General features: G+C 58.9%; 16 protein-coding genes. 10 read left to right on the top strand and 6 right to left on the bottom strand.

Annotation, left to right across the window (positions count from 1 at the left end):
• The first annotated feature begins 85 nt into the window (after positions 1–85).
• The 3 genes from GOX75_RS01730 (at position 86) to GOX75_RS01740 (ending at position 3779) form a co-directional block, all read left to right on the top strand.
• On the top strand, positions 86–1363 hold the full coding sequence (locus GOX75_RS01730) for a DUF3422 family protein (protein WP_171120741.1): 1278 nt from the start codon (positions 86–88) through the stop codon (positions 1361–1363).
• Between the two features lie 69 nt (positions 1364–1432).
• Positions 1433–2575, top strand: a complete 1143-nt coding sequence (locus GOX75_RS01735) for an MFS transporter (RefSeq protein ID WP_371808130.1) — start codon at positions 1433–1435, stop codon at positions 2573–2575.
• A 40-nt stretch (positions 2576–2615) separates the two neighbouring features.
• Positions 2616–3779, top strand: a complete 1164-nt coding sequence (locus GOX75_RS01740; RefSeq protein WP_171120743.1) for a M20 aminoacylase family protein — start codon at positions 2616–2618, stop codon at positions 3777–3779.
• 45 nt (positions 3780–3824) lie between these two features.
• On the opposite strand, the gene GOX75_RS01745 is transcribed toward GOX75_RS01740, so the two are convergent.
• Positions 3825–5147 (bottom strand): 3-deoxy-D-manno-octulosonic acid transferase, encoded by a 1323-nt coding sequence (locus GOX75_RS01745; protein ID WP_171120745.1) that lies wholly within the window; start codon positions 5145–5147, stop codon positions 3825–3827.
• Position 5148: 1 nt separating this feature from the next.
• Positions 5149–6159 carry a GTP 3',8-cyclase MoaA gene (gene moaA, locus GOX75_RS01750; RefSeq protein WP_171120747.1) on the bottom strand — a complete coding sequence of 337 codons (1011 nt, stop codon included), beginning with the start codon at positions 6157–6159 and terminating at the stop codon, positions 5149–5151.
• A 90-nt stretch (positions 6160–6249) separates the two neighbouring features.
• Here moaA and GOX75_RS01755 point away from each other — a divergent pair, with 90 nt between their 5' ends.
• Complete coding sequence (locus GOX75_RS01755) at positions 6250–6672, top strand: hypothetical protein (RefSeq protein WP_171120749.1); 423 nt, start codon at positions 6250–6252, stop codon at positions 6670–6672.
• Here GOX75_RS01755 and GOX75_RS01760 read toward each other — a convergent pair.
• Genes GOX75_RS01760 through glmU form a run of 3 tightly spaced genes read right to left on the bottom strand, consistent with a single transcriptional unit; the run spans position 6660 to position 10526 of the window.
• A complete protein-coding gene (locus GOX75_RS01760) occupies positions 6660–7343 on the bottom strand; it encodes a DNA alkylation repair protein (protein WP_171120751.1) in 684 nt (227 codons plus the stop codon). The genes GOX75_RS01755 and GOX75_RS01760 overlap by 13 nt on opposite strands.
• Positions 7344–7349: 6 nt before the next feature.
• The gene (gene glmS, locus GOX75_RS01765) at positions 7350–9170 is read right to left on the bottom strand and encodes a glutamine--fructose-6-phosphate transaminase (isomerizing) (protein ID WP_171120753.1); all 1821 of its coding nucleotides are present in this window, start codon (positions 9168–9170) and stop codon (positions 7350–7352) included.
• Between the two features lie 3 nt (positions 9171–9173).
• Positions 9174–10526: a bifunctional UDP-N-acetylglucosamine diphosphorylase/glucosamine-1-phosphate N-acetyltransferase GlmU gene (gene glmU, locus GOX75_RS01770; RefSeq protein ID WP_171120754.1), complete on the bottom strand. Its 1353-nt coding sequence runs from the start codon at positions 10524–10526 to the stop codon at positions 9174–9176.
• Positions 10527–10660: 134 nt separating this feature from the next.
• Between glmU and GOX75_RS01775 the strand changes: the two genes are divergently transcribed.
• The 3 genes from GOX75_RS01775 (at position 10661) to GOX75_RS01785 (ending at position 13881) form a co-directional block, all read left to right on the top strand.
• Positions 10661–11332 carry an HAD-IA family hydrolase gene (locus tag GOX75_RS01775; RefSeq protein ID WP_171120756.1) on the top strand — a complete coding sequence of 224 codons (672 nt, stop codon included), beginning with the start codon at positions 10661–10663 and terminating at the stop codon, positions 11330–11332.
• 39 nt (positions 11333–11371) lie between these two features.
• Positions 11372–12562 carry a DegT/DnrJ/EryC1/StrS aminotransferase family protein gene (locus GOX75_RS01780; protein WP_171120758.1) on the top strand — a complete coding sequence of 397 codons (1191 nt, stop codon included), beginning with the start codon at positions 11372–11374 and terminating at the stop codon, positions 12560–12562.
• Positions 12563–12717: 155 nt separating this feature from the next.
• On the top strand, positions 12718–13881 hold the full coding sequence (locus GOX75_RS01785) for an isovaleryl-CoA dehydrogenase (protein WP_171120760.1): 1164 nt from the start codon (positions 12718–12720) through the stop codon (positions 13879–13881).
• A gap of 50 nt (positions 13882–13931) precedes the next feature.
• Here GOX75_RS01785 and GOX75_RS01790 read toward each other — a convergent pair whose 3' ends face one another.
• Positions 13932–14540, bottom strand: a complete 609-nt coding sequence (locus tag GOX75_RS01790; protein WP_171120762.1) for an OmpW family protein — start codon at positions 14538–14540, stop codon at positions 13932–13934.
• 136 nt (positions 14541–14676) lie between these two features.
• Between GOX75_RS01790 and GOX75_RS01795 the strand changes: the two genes are divergently transcribed.
• Genes GOX75_RS01795 through GOX75_RS01805 form a run of 3 tightly spaced genes read left to right on the top strand, consistent with a single transcriptional unit; the run spans position 14677 to position 18239 of the window.
• Positions 14677–16206, top strand: a complete 1530-nt coding sequence (locus GOX75_RS01795) for an AMP-binding protein (RefSeq protein ID WP_171120764.1) — start codon at positions 14677–14679, stop codon at positions 16204–16206.
• Complete coding sequence (locus tag GOX75_RS01800; protein WP_171120766.1) at positions 16207–17814, top strand: carboxyl transferase domain-containing protein; 1608 nt, start codon at positions 16207–16209, stop codon at positions 17812–17814.
• Positions 17815–17819: 5 nt separating this feature from the next.
• Positions 17820–18239: an ASCH domain-containing protein gene (locus GOX75_RS01805; RefSeq protein ID WP_171120768.1), complete on the top strand. Its 420-nt coding sequence runs from the start codon at positions 17820–17822 to the stop codon at positions 18237–18239.
• Positions 18240–18244: the final 5 nt, after the last annotated feature.

The following is an 18244-nucleotide window of genomic DNA, read 5'->3' on the forward strand; positions in this document are numbered from 1 at the left end:
TATCCTTGTAAGCATATGAAATAAAAAGAGAATTGATGTATTTTTGAGGTGTCGTATAGTGCGCTGGTCAGACCCGGAGCCCAGAATGACGCCTATCGATGATCATCCGCTGCGCTATGCGCTGGCCAACGAACTGCATGCGCGCCCATTTCCGGTGGCATCGACGCCCTGCACGGTGGTGTTTCTGGCCATAAAGAAAACTACTGAAGCTGTCGGGCGGGATCGGCACGAAGATATGGTGCATTTGATCAATCTTCTGGATCGCCATGGCGCGCCGCATCCGCAGCCTGAGGCCACCCATTATGCGGGTCAGATTGGCCGTCATTGGCTCAAATGGGAGCAGCATACCGAGTTTGTGACTTATACTGCGATCACGCAGAATGTCAGCGACCGTGCCTTCAATCCTGCCGATTTTGAGGTGTTTCCACAGGACTGGTTGATGGCAAGTCCGGGTCAGCGTGTTACCTCGGCCATGATGCGGGTGGTGGACCTGGAAAGCGATGCGGCTGCCAAGGACGCTCTGGCCGATTGGTTTGAGCCGGAAAGTCTTGCTGTGGCAAGAGTATTGGATGATGCGGCCATATGCGCGAGCGACTTCCGGATTGATCCGGCTGGACATATGCGCTTTGCGCTGTTTGTGAACAAAGGCACCGGGCGGCGTAGGACGGGGCGGATCATTCAGCGCCTGTGCGAGATCGAAACATACAAGGCGATGTCGATGCTGGGTTTTGCCCGCGTCAAGCAATTGACGCCCCGGATTGGTGAGTTGGACGCGCAACTTACCAATTTGATGGGGCAGATGACCGACAATTCGGCCCATCCTGACGAGCTTTTGCCGGACCTGCTTGCCACGTCGATTGAGCTGGAGACATTGTCTGCCCGGTGTTCGTTTCGGTTCGGTGCAACGGGCGCATATGAAGCCATCGTCAATCAACGCATCGAGGTGTTGCGCGAGCAGAGGTTTGAGGGTCGTCAGAGCTTTGCCGATTTCATGATGCGGCGCTATGACCCCGCGATCCGCACCGTGAAGTCGACTGAGCGGCGCTTGCAGGCCCTGTCGGATCGGGCCATCCGCGCAGGAGAGCTGTTGCGGACCCGGGTGGATGTGGAACGCAGTGCGCAGAATCAAGCGCTGTTGGAAAGTATGGACCGTCGCGCTGATCTGGCCCTGCGTTTGCAGCACACGGTCGAGGGGTTGTCGGTGGTTGCCATCAGCTATTATGCGGTCTCGTTGGTCAGCTACCTTTTGTATCCTTTGACCAAGGCCGGGATAAGCAAAGGTATGCTGACGGCGATTGTCACGATCCCAGTTGTGCTGACCGTTTGGTTTGCGATCCGGCAAATTCGCAGGCGTTTGGAGTAAACCTCGTTTGCCATTCCGTGCCGTGTCTGTAGTACTGACCGGGGCAGGCGGAGAGCTGAGGGTAGACCGGTGATTGGAATCGTAGCCGCATGGCGGGCTGTAGCCGCCATGTTCATCCTGAATGGTGCGTTGTTCGGTATATGGGCATCCCGTATCCCCGCGGTACGGGACAGGCTGGACCTGACGCACGAGGCTTTGGGCCTTGGCTTGCTGTTCATGGCGGCTGGGGCCGTTTGTTCCTTTCCTATAACCGGTCGTTTGACGGATAAGTTTGGGGCGGTGTCCATCACGCGAGTCATCGCGGTTCTCTACACGCTTTCGCTGGTTCTGTTGGCTGTTGCCGGCAGTTTTTGGGCGCTGGCGGCCTTATTATTCATATTCGGGGCGTTTCACGGGTCGATGGACGTCGCGATGAACGCATGGGCTGCTGAAGTTGAACAAGCCTATGACAAGCCCGTCATGTCTTCGTTTCACGCGATGTGGAGCCTTGGGGCCGGGCTGGGTGCGCTGAGTGGGTACGGTGCCGTGCAGCTTGGTATGACTGTAATGCAGCACTTTCTTTTGGCGGGCGGTGCTGTGGTTGGTTTGGCGCTGGTTTTGTCTTGGGTGCGCTGGACGTCGCGCAGGGCGGCTTCGCCCGGCGGGGCGGTTTTTGCCCTGCCATCCGGGGCACTGATCCTTGTCGGATTCACAGCCCTGTGCGGTGCATTGGGCGAGGGCGCGGTTGCAGACTGGAGCGCGATTTTCCTGCGGGACGTGACGGGCGCAGCCGAGAGTATCGCGGCCTTGGGGTACGCTGTATTCTCAGTCACCATGGTCGCCTTTCGGTTGGCCGGAGGCGTCGTCATCGCCCGGTTTGGGCCTGTTGCGACGGCCAGGTTTGGTGGCGTGTGCGCGGCATTGGGTGTTCTGGGCGTCGTTTCGGCGGTGCAGCCCCAATTGGCGCTGGCAGGCTTTGCACTGATGGGCATCGGTTATGCAGTCATTATGCCCTTAGCGTTCAGCCGAGCGGCCAACGATCCATATGTCCCGCCCGGCCAAGCCATCGCAAGCGTGGCCACATTGGGATATGGCGGGTTGTTGATCGGGCCTCCGCTTATTGGGTTTTTGGCAGAGATGCTTACATTGCGGTTGGCGTTTATGGCCCTGCTGCCGCTTGCAATCATGATAGTTATCTTGTCCGGTGCGTTGCGACCTGCTTCACTGGATTGACTGCCAAGAGCAGGGAACAAGAACAATATGGGAGGTAGACATGCCGATAAAGAACCGGTTCGCGGAACTGCTAAACGAAATCACCGAGTGGCGGCGTGATATCCACCAGAATCCCGAAATTCTGTTCGAAACCCATCGCACCAGTGCTTTGGTCGCGGAAAAGCTGAGGGAATTTGGCTGTGACGAGGTCGTGACCGGGATCGGGCGCACGGGTGTCGTGGGCATCATCAAAGGCAAGGTCGATACAAAGGGCAAGGTGATCGGATTGCGGGCTGATATGGACGCGCTGCCGATTCATGAGGCGACGGGGCTGAACTATGCGTCCAAGACTGAGGGCGCCATGCATGCCTGCGGGCACGACGGTCATACGGCGATGCTGTTGGGGGCGGCGAAATACCTCTCGGAGACGCGAAATTTTGATGGCACTGTCGTTGTCATCTTTCAGCCCGCCGAAGAGGGCGGCGGTGGTGGTCGTGAGATGTGCGAAGACGGGATGATGGACCGCTGGGGCATTCAGGAAGTTTATGGGATGCATAACTGGCCAGGACGTCCGGTCGGAAGCTTTGCCATACGCCCCGGTGCCTTTTTTGCCGCGACCGACCAGTTTGATATCATATTCGAAGGTAAAGGGGGCCACGCGGCCAAGCCACATGAAACAGTCGATACGACTGTCCTTGCGGCGCAAGCGGTCATGGCCTTGCAGACCATTGCGTCGCGCAATGCTGATCCCATTGATCAGATTGTCGTGTCGGTCACGTCTTTTGAAACGTCTTCGACAGCCTTCAACGTGATCCCGCAGACGGTCAGGTTAAAAGGTACGGTGCGCACGATGAGCGAAGCGATGCGGGGGCTGGCTGAAAAGCGGATCGGTGAAATTTGCAACGGGGTTGCTGCCACATTCGGCGGAGCGGCAGAAGTAACGTACTACCGCGGCTATCCCGTGATGGTGAACAGCGATGAGCAAACTGATTTTGCAGCGAATGTCGCGCGATCCGTGGCCGGTGAGTGCGCTGAGGCACCGTTGGTCATGGGGGGCGAGGACTTTGCCTTTATGCTGGAGGAGCGACCGGGGGCTTATATTCTGGTTGGAAACGGCGATTCAGCGGCTGTGCATCACCCGGAATACAATTTCAACGATGAGGCGATTCCTGCCGGTTGCAGTTGGTGGGCAGAGATTGTTGAACAGCGAATGCCCGCTGCGTGAATGGCAGCGTGGGTGGGGGCGCTGCCCCCACACCCCCGGGATATTTTATCCAGATGAAGAGGGATCCTGAGGCCGTAGATCAAGCCTGGTATATAGGGTTTCGACGACATCATTCAGGGCCGATTTCTGCGTATTGACGCAGGATTTTGAGGCTGTCCGTGCTGAATTCAGTGCGCTTGGGTCAGATAGCCATTTGTCAACGATAGCTGCCAGTTGCGGGGCAGAGTTTATTTCCACCGCACCTCCGGTTTCGATCAGGGGCGCGAATGTTTCAGCGAAATTGTAATAGCCGGGCCCGGTGATGACTGCAGCGCCGGCTTGTGCGGGTTCGAAGGGATTGTGTCCTCCGATTTCCTTCAATGAGCCGCCAAGGAACACGATGGGGCAGATTGCGTACCACGTGCCGGTTTCCCCTAAAGTGTCTGCCACGTAGATTTGTGTTGTGTCCGTGATTGCTTGGTCAGAGGACCGAAACGCGGCCGTTAGTCCGGTTTGTTTGATAAGGGCGTGAACTTCGTCCCGGCGTTCCGGGTGGCGGGGGATCAGAAGCAATAGCAAGTCGGGGCGTTGTTTGAGCAACTGTGCATGTGCGGCAAGAACGGCGTCTTCCTCGCCCTGATGGGTGGAACTGGCGATCCACACGGGGCGGCCTGAAATCTGGTTTTGGATTTGCGATACTGTGTTCTGGTCAACAGGCAGGGGGTCGGACATAGCCTTGAGGTTGGTGCCTGATTGAACCCGTTCCGGTGCAGCCCCCATTTGGCGCAAGTTTTCGGCCGCCTTGTCATTTTGGGTCAGGAAAAGACTGAACTTATCCAGAATGAAACGTGCGGTTACTGGTCGCTTTTTCCATCCCTCGACAGATTTGTCTGAGAGGCGGGCGTTCAGTAAGGCCAGCGGGATCTTGCGATCTGCACTTTCAACGATGAGCCGGGGCCAGATTTCGCTTTCGACGAAAATACCAGCGTCCGGTCGCCAATGGGTCAGGAAGCGCTGAACGGGTCCGGACGTGTCAAGCGGTGGGAATTGGTGGCGCGTGCGCGGGGGCATCCGCTTTGCGATCAACGCGGCTGAGGTCGGTGTGCCGGACGTTATGAGGAACTCGGCCTGGGGCAAGCGCTGACCCAGGCGTTTGATCAGGGTGATGACGGACAGGGTTTCGCCGACGCTTGCCGCATGAAACCAGATCAGTTGGCCATTTGGTCGCGGCAGGCTTGCATGGCCCAGCCGTTCGTGTTGACGCTCAACCGGGACATCAGCGGCCTGTAGTTTCTTTCGAACCGTCTGCCAAACGATTGGCGCGGCAACGCCGGTCAGGCCGCAATACAGGGTGTATAGCAGCGTCGGCCGTTCTGAATGATCGGGCATGTCAGCCGCCTGTGTGACTCATGTGACGGCTCATCTTTCCGTCGACGGACTGGCGGGAATAGTCGAAATCGTGGCCCTTGGGTTTCAGATTGATGGCCGCGCGGATCGCGTGTTCCAGCGGCTCTTCGGTGTTGGGATGATCCCGAAGTGAGCTGCGCAAGTCGGCCATGTCTTCCTGACCAAGGCACATATACAATTCACCGGTGCAGGTCAGGCGTACACGGTTGCAGCTTTCGCAGAAATTGTGGGACAGCGGTGTAATGAACCCGATTTTCTGTCCGGTTTCCTCTAGCCGTACATAGCGCGCCGGTCCGCCCGTGCGCTCGGCCAGATCAGAGACCGTGTAGTGGTTTTCATACTCTTTGCGCACGTCCTTCAGCGACCAGTACTGATCAAGGCGGTCTTCATTGCCGATATCACCCATGGGCATGACTTCGATCCAGGTTAGATCCATGTCGCGCTCGGCGCACCACCGCGTGATTTGGGGAAGCTCCTCTTCGTTGAAACCCTTAAGGGCAACAGCGTTGATCTTGATGCGCAGCCTGGCTTTCTGAGCAGCGTCAATGCCTTTCAAGACCTGTTTCAGGCTTCCCCAGCGTGTGATCTGGGCGAATTTGTCCTCGTCCAGCGTATCCAGCGAGATATTCACGCGGCGCACGCCGGCTGCGTAGAGGTCGTCTGCGAAACGATGAAGTTGCGATCCGTTGGTGGTAAGGGTCAACTCCTTAAGTACCCCGCTTTCCAGATGGCGTGTCATCGCGTTGAAGAACGCCATGATGTTCCGGCGCACCAAAGGTTCACCCCCTGTGATGCGCAGCTTTTCGACGCCCATGTTGATGAAGGTCGAACACATCCGGTCCAGTTCTTCCAAAGTCAGAAGGTCCTTTTTGGGCAGGAACTTCATGTCTTCGGACATACAATAAACACAGCGAAAGTCGCAGCGGTCCGTGACGGAAACACGCAAGTAGGTGATTGCACGGGCAAACGGGTCGATTAGTGGAGCAGCAGTCATGCACCATAGGTAAAGCGGTGACCCCGCTGCGACAAGGGCGAACTGTGCTTTGGTCTAGATCAGAGGCCGTTGGAACGGTAGATTACCAGTATGAGGATTGCATTTATTGTTTTGTTTGCAGTTGTTGCGGGATGCGACACCGTCCGGTCCACGACAGATCGCGTCTTTGGCGGCGACGGTGAGAAGGCTCAAGCCGAGCCCGAAGCAGTAGAAGTCGCTGACGTAGCTGACCCCGAACCTGTTGCTGTGGCTGCCCCAAGTTGGGTTGGTCCGAAAACCACTGTGGCCAGTCTGGGTGACCCCACAACACCGGGGCGCTGGTTGGAAACACCGCTGGTCGACACCGAATTCACCGGGCGGGTGGTCGTTCCAAGAACTGGCGCTCAGGCCTACATTACGCTGGTGCCTGCTTCTGGGCCGGAAGGCGGGGGCAGCCGTTTGTCGTTGGACGCGATGCGGGCATTGCTGCTGCCTTTCGATGAATTGGTCGAGCTTGAGGTCTACTCAAACTGATCCTTCAGGTACTTTCCGGCCTCTTTGCGCGCAAAGGGTTTCATTGCATCACCATACGTTTGTAGGAACGCGACAACACGGGATGGGTCGTGCTTGGAAAGCTCGCGCAACCACCATGCGATGGCCTTCTGGATAAACCAATCACGGTCGGGGACATATCCTGCGGCCCAGGTCAAAATACGATCCCGGCGGTCCAGATCATCCGGCTTGGGGTGGTTTTGCTTGGTCCATGGCAAGGTTGCCACCAATGCCGCGCGACGTGTCCACATGTGGTCTGAGGATGTCCAGCCTCCGACCTGATCCAGCCTTTCTGGGTCGGCTGACAGCCGCTTTTGCATGGCCATGCACGCGTGGTCCGCGACGGCCCAGGCATCGAAATCCGGCAACCAGCTTTGCAGTACTTCCCAAGCCGCATCATCCGGCCGAATGCGCGCCTGTGTCAGCAATTTGGTGGCGGCTAAGCGTGCCTCATGAATGTTTGTCTGCCACAGGTCATCGGCCAATTGGACCCGAGAGGCCACGTCAAGGTCTCGCCGCCACGCTTTTGTCAGGTCGTTCAAGATAGGGTTTGCGACCCCTAAATAAGGACGGGCGGCCTTGTGATAGGCCGCCATCTGCGTGGCGCGCTCGGGATCGGCATGTTGCTTGATCTGATCCAGATAGGCGTCCACGGATCGCTACTCCACCGTAACAGATTTCGCCAGATTGCGTGGCTGGTCCACGTCTGTGCCCTTGGCGACGGCCGTGTGATACGCCAGCAACTGCGCAGGAACCGAATAGAGGATCGGGGCGAGGCTTTCGTGAACAAGTGGCATGCGGATCGTGCTCCAGACGCCGTCCTCAGCCTCGGCGATCCCGTCGCCATCTGATATCAGAATGACCTTGCCTTTGCGTGCCATCACTTCTTGCATGTTCGATATGGTTTTGTCGAAAACCGCGTCACGCGGTGCCATCACAACCACCGGCATATGTTTGTCGATCAGGGCGATTGGGCCGTGTTTCAGCTCGCCAGACGCGTAACCTTCGGCGTGTATATAGCTGATTTCCTTTAGCTTTAGTGCGCCTTCCATGGCCAGCGGATACATCAGGCCGCGCCCCAAAAACAGAACGTCCCGTGCCTCGGACAGTCGTTGGGCGGATGCGCGGATCGCGTCGTTCTGCTCTAACGCGACGTTGAGCACCGCAGGCAAGCCGCGCAATGCGGCGGCGTGGTCGGCCAGTTCTTCTGCCGTCAACGTCCCGCGATCCGAGGCGGCTTTTAGTGCAAGCATCAGCAACACGCTCAATTGGCATGTGAAAGCCTTGGTCGAGGCCACTCCGATCTCGACCCCGGCATGAATGGGCAGCGTCACATCGCTTTCGCGCGCGATTGAGCTTTCGGGGACATTGACCACCGAAATGATCTTGTCCGCCTTGCCTTCACAGTACCTTAGGGCCGCCAACGTATCGGCCGTTTCACCGGACTGACTAACGAACAGCGCCGCGGTCCGGTCACTGATCGGAGGTTCCCGGTACCGGAATTCACTGGCGATATCGACCTCAACCGGCATTTTGGCTAGTTTCTCGAACCAGTACTTGGCGGTCAAACAGGCATAAAAGGCGGTGCCGCACGCAACCATCGTCATACGGTCGAGCTTGGTAAAGTCCAGTTCTGCGGGCAGGGCAACCTCATCACCGCCGGTGGGCAAATATGAACGGATTGCTTCGGCCACGACCACGGGCTGCTCCGCAATTTCCTTGGCCATAAAGTGCTTGTGCCCGCCTTTGTCAGTACGCGCAGTGTCCAGCTTGATCTGGCGAACGTCACGGTTGACGAGATCTCCCGCTTCGTTACGAATTTCCAACGTGGTACGGGTCAGCACCGCCCGGTCGCCTTCTTCAAGATAGGTGATGCGGTCCGTCAGCGGTGCCAGCGCAATGGCGTCCGAACCGACGAACATCTCATCATCCCCATGCCCGATCGCCAGCGGCGATCCCTTGCGCGCGGCGATGATCAGGTCCTCTTGCCCTTCAAACAGAAATGCCAGAGCAAATGCGCCTTCCAACCGGTCGATTGTTTTAAAGGCCGCCTCAACCGGGGAAAGCCCCGTTGACAGGTAGTGCTCGGCCATCAGCGCGACAGTTTCGGTGTCGGTTTCGGTCATGAAGCCTACGCCATGTTCGGCCAGCTCTGTACGCAGATCGCGATAGTTTTCGACGATGCCATTATGTACCACGGCCACTGGACCCGCCTGATGCGGATGCGCGTTCGTCACAGAAGGTGCGCCATGGGTGGCCCAGCGTGTATGGCCGATGCCGGACTTGCCGGGCAGGGGATCATGCACCAGCAGATCGCTGAGGTTCACCAGCTTTCCCACGGCCCGGCGACGCCCCAGGTCACCGCCGTTCACCGTTGCAATCCCGGCGCTGTCATAGCCGCGATATTCCAGACGTTTCAACGCTTCGACCAGAATGGGGGCGACTTCGTGCTGCCCCAGAACGCCTACAATTCCACACATAGGTCAGGCTCCTTTGTCGCGGCGAGCCTTCTTCGCCTTGAGCATCTCAAACAATTTGCGCGCATAGCCGGGTTTGTTGTCCTGCTTGGCGCGCGCCACAGCCAGAGCGTCGGGCTCGACGTCGCGCGTGACCACGGTGCCGGTCGCTGTCATGGCTCCGTCGCCCACGGTCACGGGTGCAACAAGCATGGTGTTCGATCCGATGAAGACATTTTCACCTATCGTGGTCTTGTGCTTCATCACCCCGTCATAATTACAGGTGATCGTACCCGCCCCGATATTCGAATCCGCGCCAACGGAGGCATCCCCGATATAGCTAAGGTGATTGACCTTCGCGCCTTCGGCGATCTCGGCATTCTTGATTTCGACGAAATTCCCGATGCGTGTGTTCTCGGCCAGTTCCGCGCCGGGGCGCAGGCGGGCATAGGGGCCGATGACAGCGCCTCGGCTAACGTGACAGCCCTCAAGATGCGAAAACGCCCGGATCGTCGCACCGCTTTCGACCGTGACGCCGGGGCCGAATACCACATTCGGTTCGATAACCGTGTCGCGTCCGATGATCGTGTCAGCGGCAAGATAAACGGTCTCAGGGGCCATCAAAGTCACGCCAAGGCCCAGCAGTTCTGACCGCGCGCGGGTTTGGAATACAGCGTCGGCAGCGGCAAGATCAGCGCGCGAGTTGACCCCCAGCGTCTCGGCCTCGTCGCAGGTAATTGCGGTGACTTTCAGGTCACGGCTGCGGGCGATTTCCACGACGTCGGTCAGATAATATTCCTCGGCCGCATTGCCGTTACCCACCGCGTCGATCAGGGAAAACAACACCTCTGCGTCGCTTGCCAAAAGACCGGAATTGCAAAAGGTTATCGCGCGTTCTTTATCTGAAGCATCCTTGAATTCGACAATCCGCTCAAGATGATCTTCGTTCATGACCAAGCGACCATAGCGCGCGGGATCGGCGGCTTCGAACCCGAGGATAACCAGATCGTTTTGCGCGCGCGCCTCGATCATCCGCTCCAGTGTCTCGGGTTGAAGGAACGGAGTGTCGCCATACAAAACCACCACGTCGCCCTTGAACCCCTCCAGCGCAGCGCGTGCCTGAGCGACGGCATGAGCGGTGCCCAACTGTTCGGTCTGCTCCGCGATCCGGGCTGTTTCGTCTTCGGCGGTCGCCACTTTCGCCACAGCCTCGGACCCGTGCCCGGTGACGATCACGGTGCGCTCGGGCGATAGAACCGATCCGGCGCGCATGGTGTGAACCAGCATCGGTGTCTGGGCAATTGGATGAAGGACCTTGGGGATGTCCGAATTCATCCTGGTGCCTTTACCTGCGGCAAGGATGACAAGGGCGGTGCTCATGAAATCGTTTTCTCTTTGTGTTTTGTTGCGGTCCGTTTTATCCGCTGAGGGCAAAGGCGCAAGCGGTTCAGCCATCAAACAAGATTGCCGTTTGCAACAGGATACGGCGAAAAACCGCCGAAGCAGGAGGCGCGATGCGAACGGTTATCTTCGATCTGGACGGGACATTGGCCGATACCTCGGGTGATTTGCTTGAAGCCGCGAACCACTGTTTCCGCCATATGGGGCACGGGGATGTTCTGGTTCACGGGCAGGATGCTGCGGTCGCGCTGCGGGGTGGCCGGATGATGCTGACGCACGGATTGAAGCGTGTCGGGGCTTACGATGAACAGGCGATTCAGGTATATTATCCAATGCTGCTGGACGCATATGCGCAGGCCATTGATACCCATACGCATTTCTACCCAGGTGCACTTGATGCGGTTGAGGCATTGAAGGTCGCGGGGTACGGCGTGGGGATTTGCACGAACAAGCCCGAAGCTCTTGCCGATCAGTTGCTGACCCAGATGGGCGTGCGGGAGCAGTTCGCATCATTGGTGGGGGCCGACACCCTGCCGGTTCGTAAGCCCGATCCCGAACCTCTGCGCGAGGCCGCGCGGCGGGCAGGGGGGCATCCCGATCTTTGTGTGCTGATCGGAGATTCCGATACTGACCGCAATACTGCGCGCGCCGCTGGGGTTCCTTCGGTGTTGGTGACGTTTGGTCCGTCGGGCGCGGATATGGCCGCGCTTGAGCCCGAAGCGTTGCTGCATCACTTCGATGATCTGCCCGAGGTTGTGACCAGCCTTATCGGAGCGGTGGCGTAAGCCCTTGACGCTGCGCACGCGCGGCCTCAGAACGGGCGTATGACTGAGACATTCACTGGCAGTTTCACGCAACAGGAACCCATCCCCGACGAAGCGATCGAGGCCGCATTGGCGGTTCTGCGTCACGGGCGGTTGCATCGCTATAACGTGACGCCCGGAGAGCTGGGCGAAACTGCTTTGCTGGAGCAGGAATTTGCCGCGCAGATGGGGGCGAAATACTGTCTGGCCGTGTCGTCGGGCGGCTATGCGCTGGCGACCGCATTGCGTGCGGTGGGTGTGCAGCCCGGTGATCCGGTTCTGACCAATGCCTTCACGCTGGCCCCTGTGCCGGGGTCGATTGCCTCGGTCGGGGCAAAGCCCGTGTTCGTGGGCGTGACCGAAGGGCTGGTAATTGATCTGGATGATCTTGAGAGCAAGCTTGATCAGGCGCGGGTGCTGATGCTCAGCCACATGCGCGGGCATCTGTGTGACATGGATCGGCTGATGCAGATGTGCGACGCCGCGGGTGTGACCGTGATCGAGGATTGCGCGCATACGATGGGTGCCGCGTGGCGCGGGCAACTGTCGGGGCGGCAGGGGGCCATCGGGTGTTATTCTTGCCAGACCTACAAGCACGTGAACTCGGGCGAGGGCGGCTTGCTGATCACAGATGATGAGGAGTTGGCGGCCAAGGCCACGATGCTGTCGGGATCCTATATGCTGTACGAACGCCATCTGGCCGCGCCGGGACCTGAGGCTTTTGAGAGGATCAAGTACACCACGCCCAATGTTTCGGGTCGGATGGATAATCTGCGGGCGGCGATCCTGCGGCCTCAGCTGCGGGATCTGGATAGACAGGTCGCGCGTTGGAATGAGCGTTATGCCGAGATTGAAAAGGGGCTGCGCGGAACGCCCGGCTTGACGATTGTCGAGCGGCCCGAGGGTGAGACCTATGTGGGCTCGTCCATTCAGTTCCTGCTGTTGGACTGGTCATCCGAGCGTATTGCCGAAGTGATCCGCCGCTGTGCTACGCGTGGGGTCGAGTTGAAGTGGTTCGGCGGGGCCGAGCCCACCGGGTTTACCTCGCGCTATGATAGCTGGCGCTACGCCGACAGCGCGCCTTTGCCCGCCAGTGACCGGGTGCTGGCCGGGATCATGGACATGCGCGTGCCGCTGACATTCTCTCTGGATGATTGCCGACTGATCGCGCGGATCATCTGGGCCGAGGTCGGGGCGGTCTACCAATCGTAATCCAAAGGAGTGCGCTGAAAGCGCACACTTGATGCTTTGACACCACCACCCCTGACGGGTCGGTGGTGTGTTTCTGCATGGCCGTCGTTGACCCGGAAAAGATTCGCTGATACTTATTGAACAACTGTTCATTAATGCGAGGGAGGAGATCGCATATGTTCGCGGCTACCATGCAGTTTGATCTGGGCGAGGATGTGAATGCCCTGCGTGAAATGGTTCACCGCTGGGCGCAGGAGCGGGTCAAGCCGATGGCCGCCGAGATTGATGCCTCGAACTCGTTTCCCAATGAGCTTTGGAAGGAAATGGGCGATTTGGGGATGTTGGGCATAACGGTGCCCGAAGAATTTGGCGGGGTGGGCATGTCGTATCTGGCCCATACCGTCGCCGTCGAAGAGGTTGCCCGGGCTTCGGCTTCGGTATCACTGTCTTATGGCGCCCACTCGAACCTGTGCGTCAATCAGATCAAGTTGAACGGAACGGATGAACAAAAGGCGAAATACCTGCCGCGCCTGATTTCGGGTGAACATGTGGGAGCACTGGCGATGTCCGAGGCGTCGGCAGGTTCCGACGTGGTGTCGATGAAGTTGCGGGCCGAGAAGCGCAATGATCACTACCGTCTGAACGGCAGCAAATACTGGATCACCAACGGACCGGACGCGGATACTCTGGTCGTTTACGCCAAGACTGACCCAGAGGCCGGGTCGCGTGGGATAACCGCCTTTCTGATCGAGAAAGAGATGACCGGCTTTTCCACCTCACCCCATTTCGACAAGTTGGGGATGCGCGGGTCGAATACGGCCGAGCTGGTCTTTGAAGACGTCGAAGTGCCGTTTGAAAATGTGCTTGGCGAAGAAGGGAAGGGTGTCGCGGTTCTAATGTCTGGCCTGGACTATGAGCGTGTGGTGCTTGCCGGAATCGGTATCGGCATCATGGCCGCCTGTCTGGATGAGATCATGCCCTATCTGGCCGAGCGTAAGCAATTCGGGAAACCCATCGGTAGCTTCCAGCTTATGCAGGGAAAGATCGCAGATATGTATACGGCGATGAATTCAGCCCGCGCCTATGTGTACGAAGTGGCCAAGGCGTGTGATCGCGGGGATGTGACGCGTCAGGATGCGGCGGCGTGCTGCCTTTACGCGTCCGAGGCGGCGATGACGCAGGCGCATCAGGCGGTGCAGGCAATGGGCGGGGCCGGGTTTCTGTCGGATTCTCCTGTCAGCCGGATTTTCCGCGATGCCAAGCTGATGGAGATTGGCGCGGGCACCAGTGAAATCCGCCGGATGCTGATCGGCCGGGAACTGATGAGCGGGATGGAGTGATGGAAAAGCGCCCCGCAGACGAGGGAACTGCGGGGCGTTTCTTCGAAGGATCAGAAGCGATGGACGTAGGAAACGCCGACCAGCCACGGATCAATCTCGGCAGTACCGAGGTCGTTTCCGTCGAGGCTGACATCCGAGTCGATGTCGAACCAACGCACGTTCAGACGCACGGCGCCTTTTTCGGTGACCATGTAATCCAGACCAGCCTGCAGAGAGACACCAACCGAGTCATCCAGTTCCAGATCGCCCAGAGCCGAGCTTTCGTCAAAGAAGACGGTATAGTTGATACCAGCGCCAACGTAAGGCTTCCACGCGCTGTTGGTCGGGAAGTGATAGTTCAGCGACAGTGTGGGCGGCAAGTGCTTGACTGTCCCGCCGTCGATGCTGCCAGCCAGGGTAATGTCATGGCTGAAGGGCGTTGCGGCCAGCAATTCGACGCCAAGGTTGTCACGAACGAAGTATTCTACTGTGAAGATCGGGCGCGTGTCCGAGTCAACCTCGACGCTGGCGCCATTGCTCAGCGTGCCGTTGTCGGATTTCGGGTCGAGATAGCCCACACCAAGTCCGACGGTCCAATCACCCTGAGATTGAGCGAAAGCCGGGACAGCCAGTGCGACAAGCGCGGTGGAGAGGGTCAGAGCGGCGAGTTTGTTGGTCATTTTACTGCCTTTAGGTTTGTTGATGCTGGCGTTTTGCACGAACGGTCCGCTGCCAACTCTGATCTGTATCAAGTTCGTGTGATTGGCCAACGCGCCCATCGCCAAAGAAATGTCATGAAAACAAAGGGTTTCGGCAATGTGTCCCGCTAGGCGCATACCCGGATTGCAGCCCGGTGGTGGCTGGGTGATTCCCGACCAATTGAACATGGCGCGGCAATGTCTGTCGCAACCGGGTGATCGCGTGGCTATTCGCGACCTGACCGGGGGTACGCAGGACGACGTCACCTTTGACCGCTTGCAGCAAATGGTGGACGGTATCGCGCGCCAACTGATGATATCCGTGCAACGCGGCGACCGGGTGGGCGTACTTCTTAGCCAATCGCCATGGTGCGCGGCAGCGCATCTGGCGATCTGGAAAATCGGCGCGATCTCGGTTCCGCTGTTCAAGCTATTCAAACATGATGCGCTGGCCTCAAGGATTCGGGATGCAGGTGCGCAGATAGTTTTGACGGATGCAGAAGGCGCGGAACTGATGGGCGCTTTGGCACACTCGGTGCGGGTTGACCGGATTGCACCGTCTGATGGCGCGGTTTCCTTTGCTGATACGGGCCCCGAGGATCCAGCCGTGCTGATCTATACCTCGGGTACAACCGGAAGCCCCAAGGGGGCGCTGCACGGGCACCGGGTTCTGACGGGGCATCTGCCGGGCGTATCCATAAGCCACAATCACCTACGCGACGGCGATTGCCTTTGGACCCCTGCCGACTGGGCATGGATTGGCGGGTTGTTCGATGTGCTGATGCCCGGTCTGGCGCTGGGCATCCCGGTGGTCGCCGCGCGGCTTGAGAAATTTACCCCAGAAGTCTGCGCTGACGTGATCGCGCGCGGCGGTGTGCGCAATGTGTTCTTTCCCCCCACCGCGTTGCGGATGCTGAAAGCGGCAAGTCAGGCCGTCCCCGGCCTACGCTCGGTCGCGTCGGGCGGCGAGCCGCTGGGGGCCGAGATGCTGGCCTGGGGGCAGCAGGCATTCGGCCTGACGATCAACGAATTCTACGGCCAGACCGAATGTAACATGGTCGTGTCGTCCTGCGCCGAAGATTTCCCGGTGCGGCCCGGCTGTATCGGGAAACCGGTGCCGGGGCATGAGGTGGCGGTGATTGATGACATGGGCCAGCCAACGGACAAAGAAGGCAACGTTGCCATCCGGCGCGGCTCGGCCTCGATGTTGCTGGAGTACTGGAACCGGCCCGAGGAGACTGCGCAGAAATTCCGGGGCGACTGGCTGATCACCGGTGATCGTGGCGTGTGGGAGGGCGACTATCTACGGTTCGTGGGACGAGATGACGACGTGATCACCTCTGCCGGATACCGCATCGGCCCCGCCGAAATCGAGGATTGCCTGCTGACTCACCCTGAGGTGGCGACCGTGGGCGTGGTCGGCAAACCCGACCCGCTGCGGACCGAGATTGTCAAGGCGTATGTGGTGTTGAAACCGGGGGCTGAGACGACGGGCACGGAGTTGCAGGAGTGGGTAAAGGCCCGTCTGGCGCAATATTCCTACCCGCGCGAGGTGGCGTTTCTGGAGGAATTGCCGATGACGGTGACGGGGAAGGTGATCCGGAAGGAATTGAAGCGTCGTGCGAAGTTGGAATTGGAGACAACGTAAATGAAACTCACATCCAAAGCCATGCCCGCCTCTGAGGGTTTCAAGGCAAACCGCAGCGCTCATCTGGACGCGCTGGCACAGATCTCCGAAGCCGCCGAAGCGGCCCGCATGGGCGGCGGTGAAAAATCCCGCGCGCGGCATATGTCTCGGGGCAAGATGCTGCCTCGGCGCAGGGTGGCGAATTTGCTGGACGCGGGGTCTCCGTTTCTGGAGATCAGCGCGACGGCGGCGCATGGGATGTATGGTGACGCCGCGCCTTGTGCCGGGGTGATCGCGGGGATTGGCCGGGTGCAGGGGCGCGAGGTCATGGTGGTGTGCAACGATGCCACTGTGAAGGGCGGTACATACTATCCGATGTCGGTCAAAAAACACCTTAGGGCGCAGGAGATTGCCGAGGAAAACCATCTGCCCTGCATCTATTTGGTCGATAGCGGAGGTGCGAACCTGCCCAATCAGGATGAGGTCTTTCCCGACCGAGACCACTTTGGCCGTATTTTCTATAATCAGGCGCGGATGAGCGCCAAGGGCATTGCTCAGATCGCGGTTGTGATGGGGTCATGCACGGCGGGTGGGGCCTATGTGCCCGCGATGTCGGATGTGACGATTATCGTCAAGGAACAGGGGACGATCTTTCTGGCCGGACCGCCTCTGGTCAAGGCTGCCACGGGCGAGGTGGTCAGCGCCGAAGACTTGGGCGGCGGCGATGTGCATACGCGCCTGTCCGGTGTGGCGGATTATCTGGCCGAAGATGACGCGCACGCATTGGCTTTGGCGCGGCGGGCAGTGGGGTCGTTAGGCGGTGCCGGACTGAAGCCTGGCCTACGGTTCGAGGCACCGGAAGACCCGGCTTATGATCCTGAGGAAATTCTGGGTGTCGTCCCCGCCGACCTGCGTACACCTTATGATATCCGAGAAGTGATTGCGCGTCTGGTCGACGGGTCGCGCTTCGATGAGTTCAAGCCTCGGTTCGGGGAAACGCTTGTGACGGGGTTTGCCCATGTCAAAGGCTGCCCGGTGGGGATCATCGCCAATAATGGCGTGCTGTTTTCCGAAGCCGCACAGAAGGGGGCGCATTTTGTCGAACTGTGTTCGCAGCGCAAAACGCCGCTTGTGTTCTTGCAGAACATCACCGGGTTCATGGTCGGTCGGAAATATGAAAACGAGGGGATTGCACGCCACGGGGCCAAGATGGTGACGGCTGTGGCGACGACCTCGGTGCCCAAGATCACGATGCTGGTGGGCGGCTCGTTCGGCGCGGGAAACTACGGCATGGCGGGTCGCGCCTATCAGCCTCGGTTCCTGTGGACCTGGCCGAACTCGCGCATCTCGGTGATGGGGGGTGAGCAGGCGGCAGGTGTTTTGGCTACTGTCAAACGCAACGGGATCGAGCGGCAGGGCGGCACGTGGTCGGCCGAGGAAGCAGCCGAATTCAAGCGCCCGACGCTGGATATGTTCGAGGAGCAGTCACACCCGCTCTATGCTTCGGCGCGGCTTTGGGATGACGGCATCATCGACCCGCGCAAATCGCGCGATGTGCTGGCCCTGTCGCTAAGCGCCGCCTTGAACGCCCCGATCGAAGAGACACGTTTTGGCGTGTTCAGGATGTGATCATCATGACCTTAAAGGACGTTTTGACTCGTTATCCCGGCGCGCAAACCTTCAAGTTCGGTGACAGCGCGTCGATGAGCGCTGAACTGTTGGGGTTGGTTCGTGCAGGGCGGAAAACAGCAACCTGTGGCGCGTTGCGTGACTATCCCGAAGGCAGCGCAGAGACCCCAGTGGTCGGGCGGCGCGATATTGCTCTGGAGTGGGATGGTCGTCCGGCTTTGGTGATCGAGACGCTTGAGGTTACGGTCAGCCGGTTCTGTGACATGACCGAAGCGTTTGCCTTGGCCGAGGGCGAGAACGAAACGCTTGAAGGATGGCGGGAGGATCACAGTCGATACTTTGAGCGCAACGGTGGATTTGACCCAGAGATGGAATTGCTCTGCGAACGGTTTCGGCTGATCGAAGATTTGGCGTCAGAGGAGTAAGAAAT

It is taken from the genome of Ruegeria sp. HKCCD7251, assembly GCF_013031165.1.
GTDB lineage: Bacteria > Pseudomonadota > Alphaproteobacteria > Rhodobacterales > Rhodobacteraceae > Ruegeria.

Excerpts from the sequence above, each read along its gene's own strand:
- GOX75_RS01730 (WP_171120741.1), top strand. The coding sequence starts at position 86 with ATGACGCCTATCGATGATCATCCGCTGCGCTATGCGCTGGCCAACGAA.
- GOX75_RS01740 (WP_171120743.1), top strand. The coding sequence starts at position 2,616 with ATGCCGATAAAGAACCGGTTCGCGGAACTGCTAAACGAAATCACCGAG.
- GOX75_RS01745 (WP_171120745.1), bottom strand. The coding sequence starts at position 5,147 with ATGCCCGATCATTCAGAACGGCCGACGCTGCTATACACCCTGTATTGC.
- moaA (WP_171120747.1), bottom strand. The coding sequence starts at position 6,159 with ATGACTGCTGCTCCACTAATCGACCCGTTTGCCCGTGCAATCACCTAC.
- GOX75_RS01755 (WP_171120749.1), top strand. The coding sequence starts at position 6,250 with ATGAGGATTGCATTTATTGTTTTGTTTGCAGTTGTTGCGGGATGCGAC.
- glmS (WP_171120753.1), bottom strand. The coding sequence starts at position 9,170 with ATGTGTGGAATTGTAGGCGTTCTGGGGCAGCACGAAGTCGCCCCCATT.
- glmU (WP_171120754.1), bottom strand. The coding sequence starts at position 10,526 with ATGAGCACCGCCCTTGTCATCCTTGCCGCAGGTAAAGGCACCAGGATG.
- GOX75_RS01775 (WP_171120756.1), top strand. The coding sequence starts at position 10,661 with ATGCGAACGGTTATCTTCGATCTGGACGGGACATTGGCCGATACCTCG.
- GOX75_RS01780 (WP_171120758.1), top strand. The coding sequence starts at position 11,372 with ATGACTGAGACATTCACTGGCAGTTTCACGCAACAGGAACCCATCCCC.
- GOX75_RS01785 (WP_171120760.1), top strand. The coding sequence starts at position 12,718 with ATGTTCGCGGCTACCATGCAGTTTGATCTGGGCGAGGATGTGAATGCC.
- GOX75_RS01790 (WP_171120762.1), bottom strand. The coding sequence starts at position 14,540 with ATGACCAACAAACTCGCCGCTCTGACCCTCTCCACCGCGCTTGTCGCA.
- GOX75_RS01795 (WP_171120764.1), top strand. The coding sequence starts at position 14,677 with ATGTGTCCCGCTAGGCGCATACCCGGATTGCAGCCCGGTGGTGGCTGG.
- GOX75_RS01800 (WP_171120766.1), top strand. The coding sequence starts at position 16,207 with ATGAAACTCACATCCAAAGCCATGCCCGCCTCTGAGGGTTTCAAGGCA.
- GOX75_RS01805 (WP_171120768.1), top strand. The coding sequence starts at position 17,820 with ATGACCTTAAAGGACGTTTTGACTCGTTATCCCGGCGCGCAAACCTTC.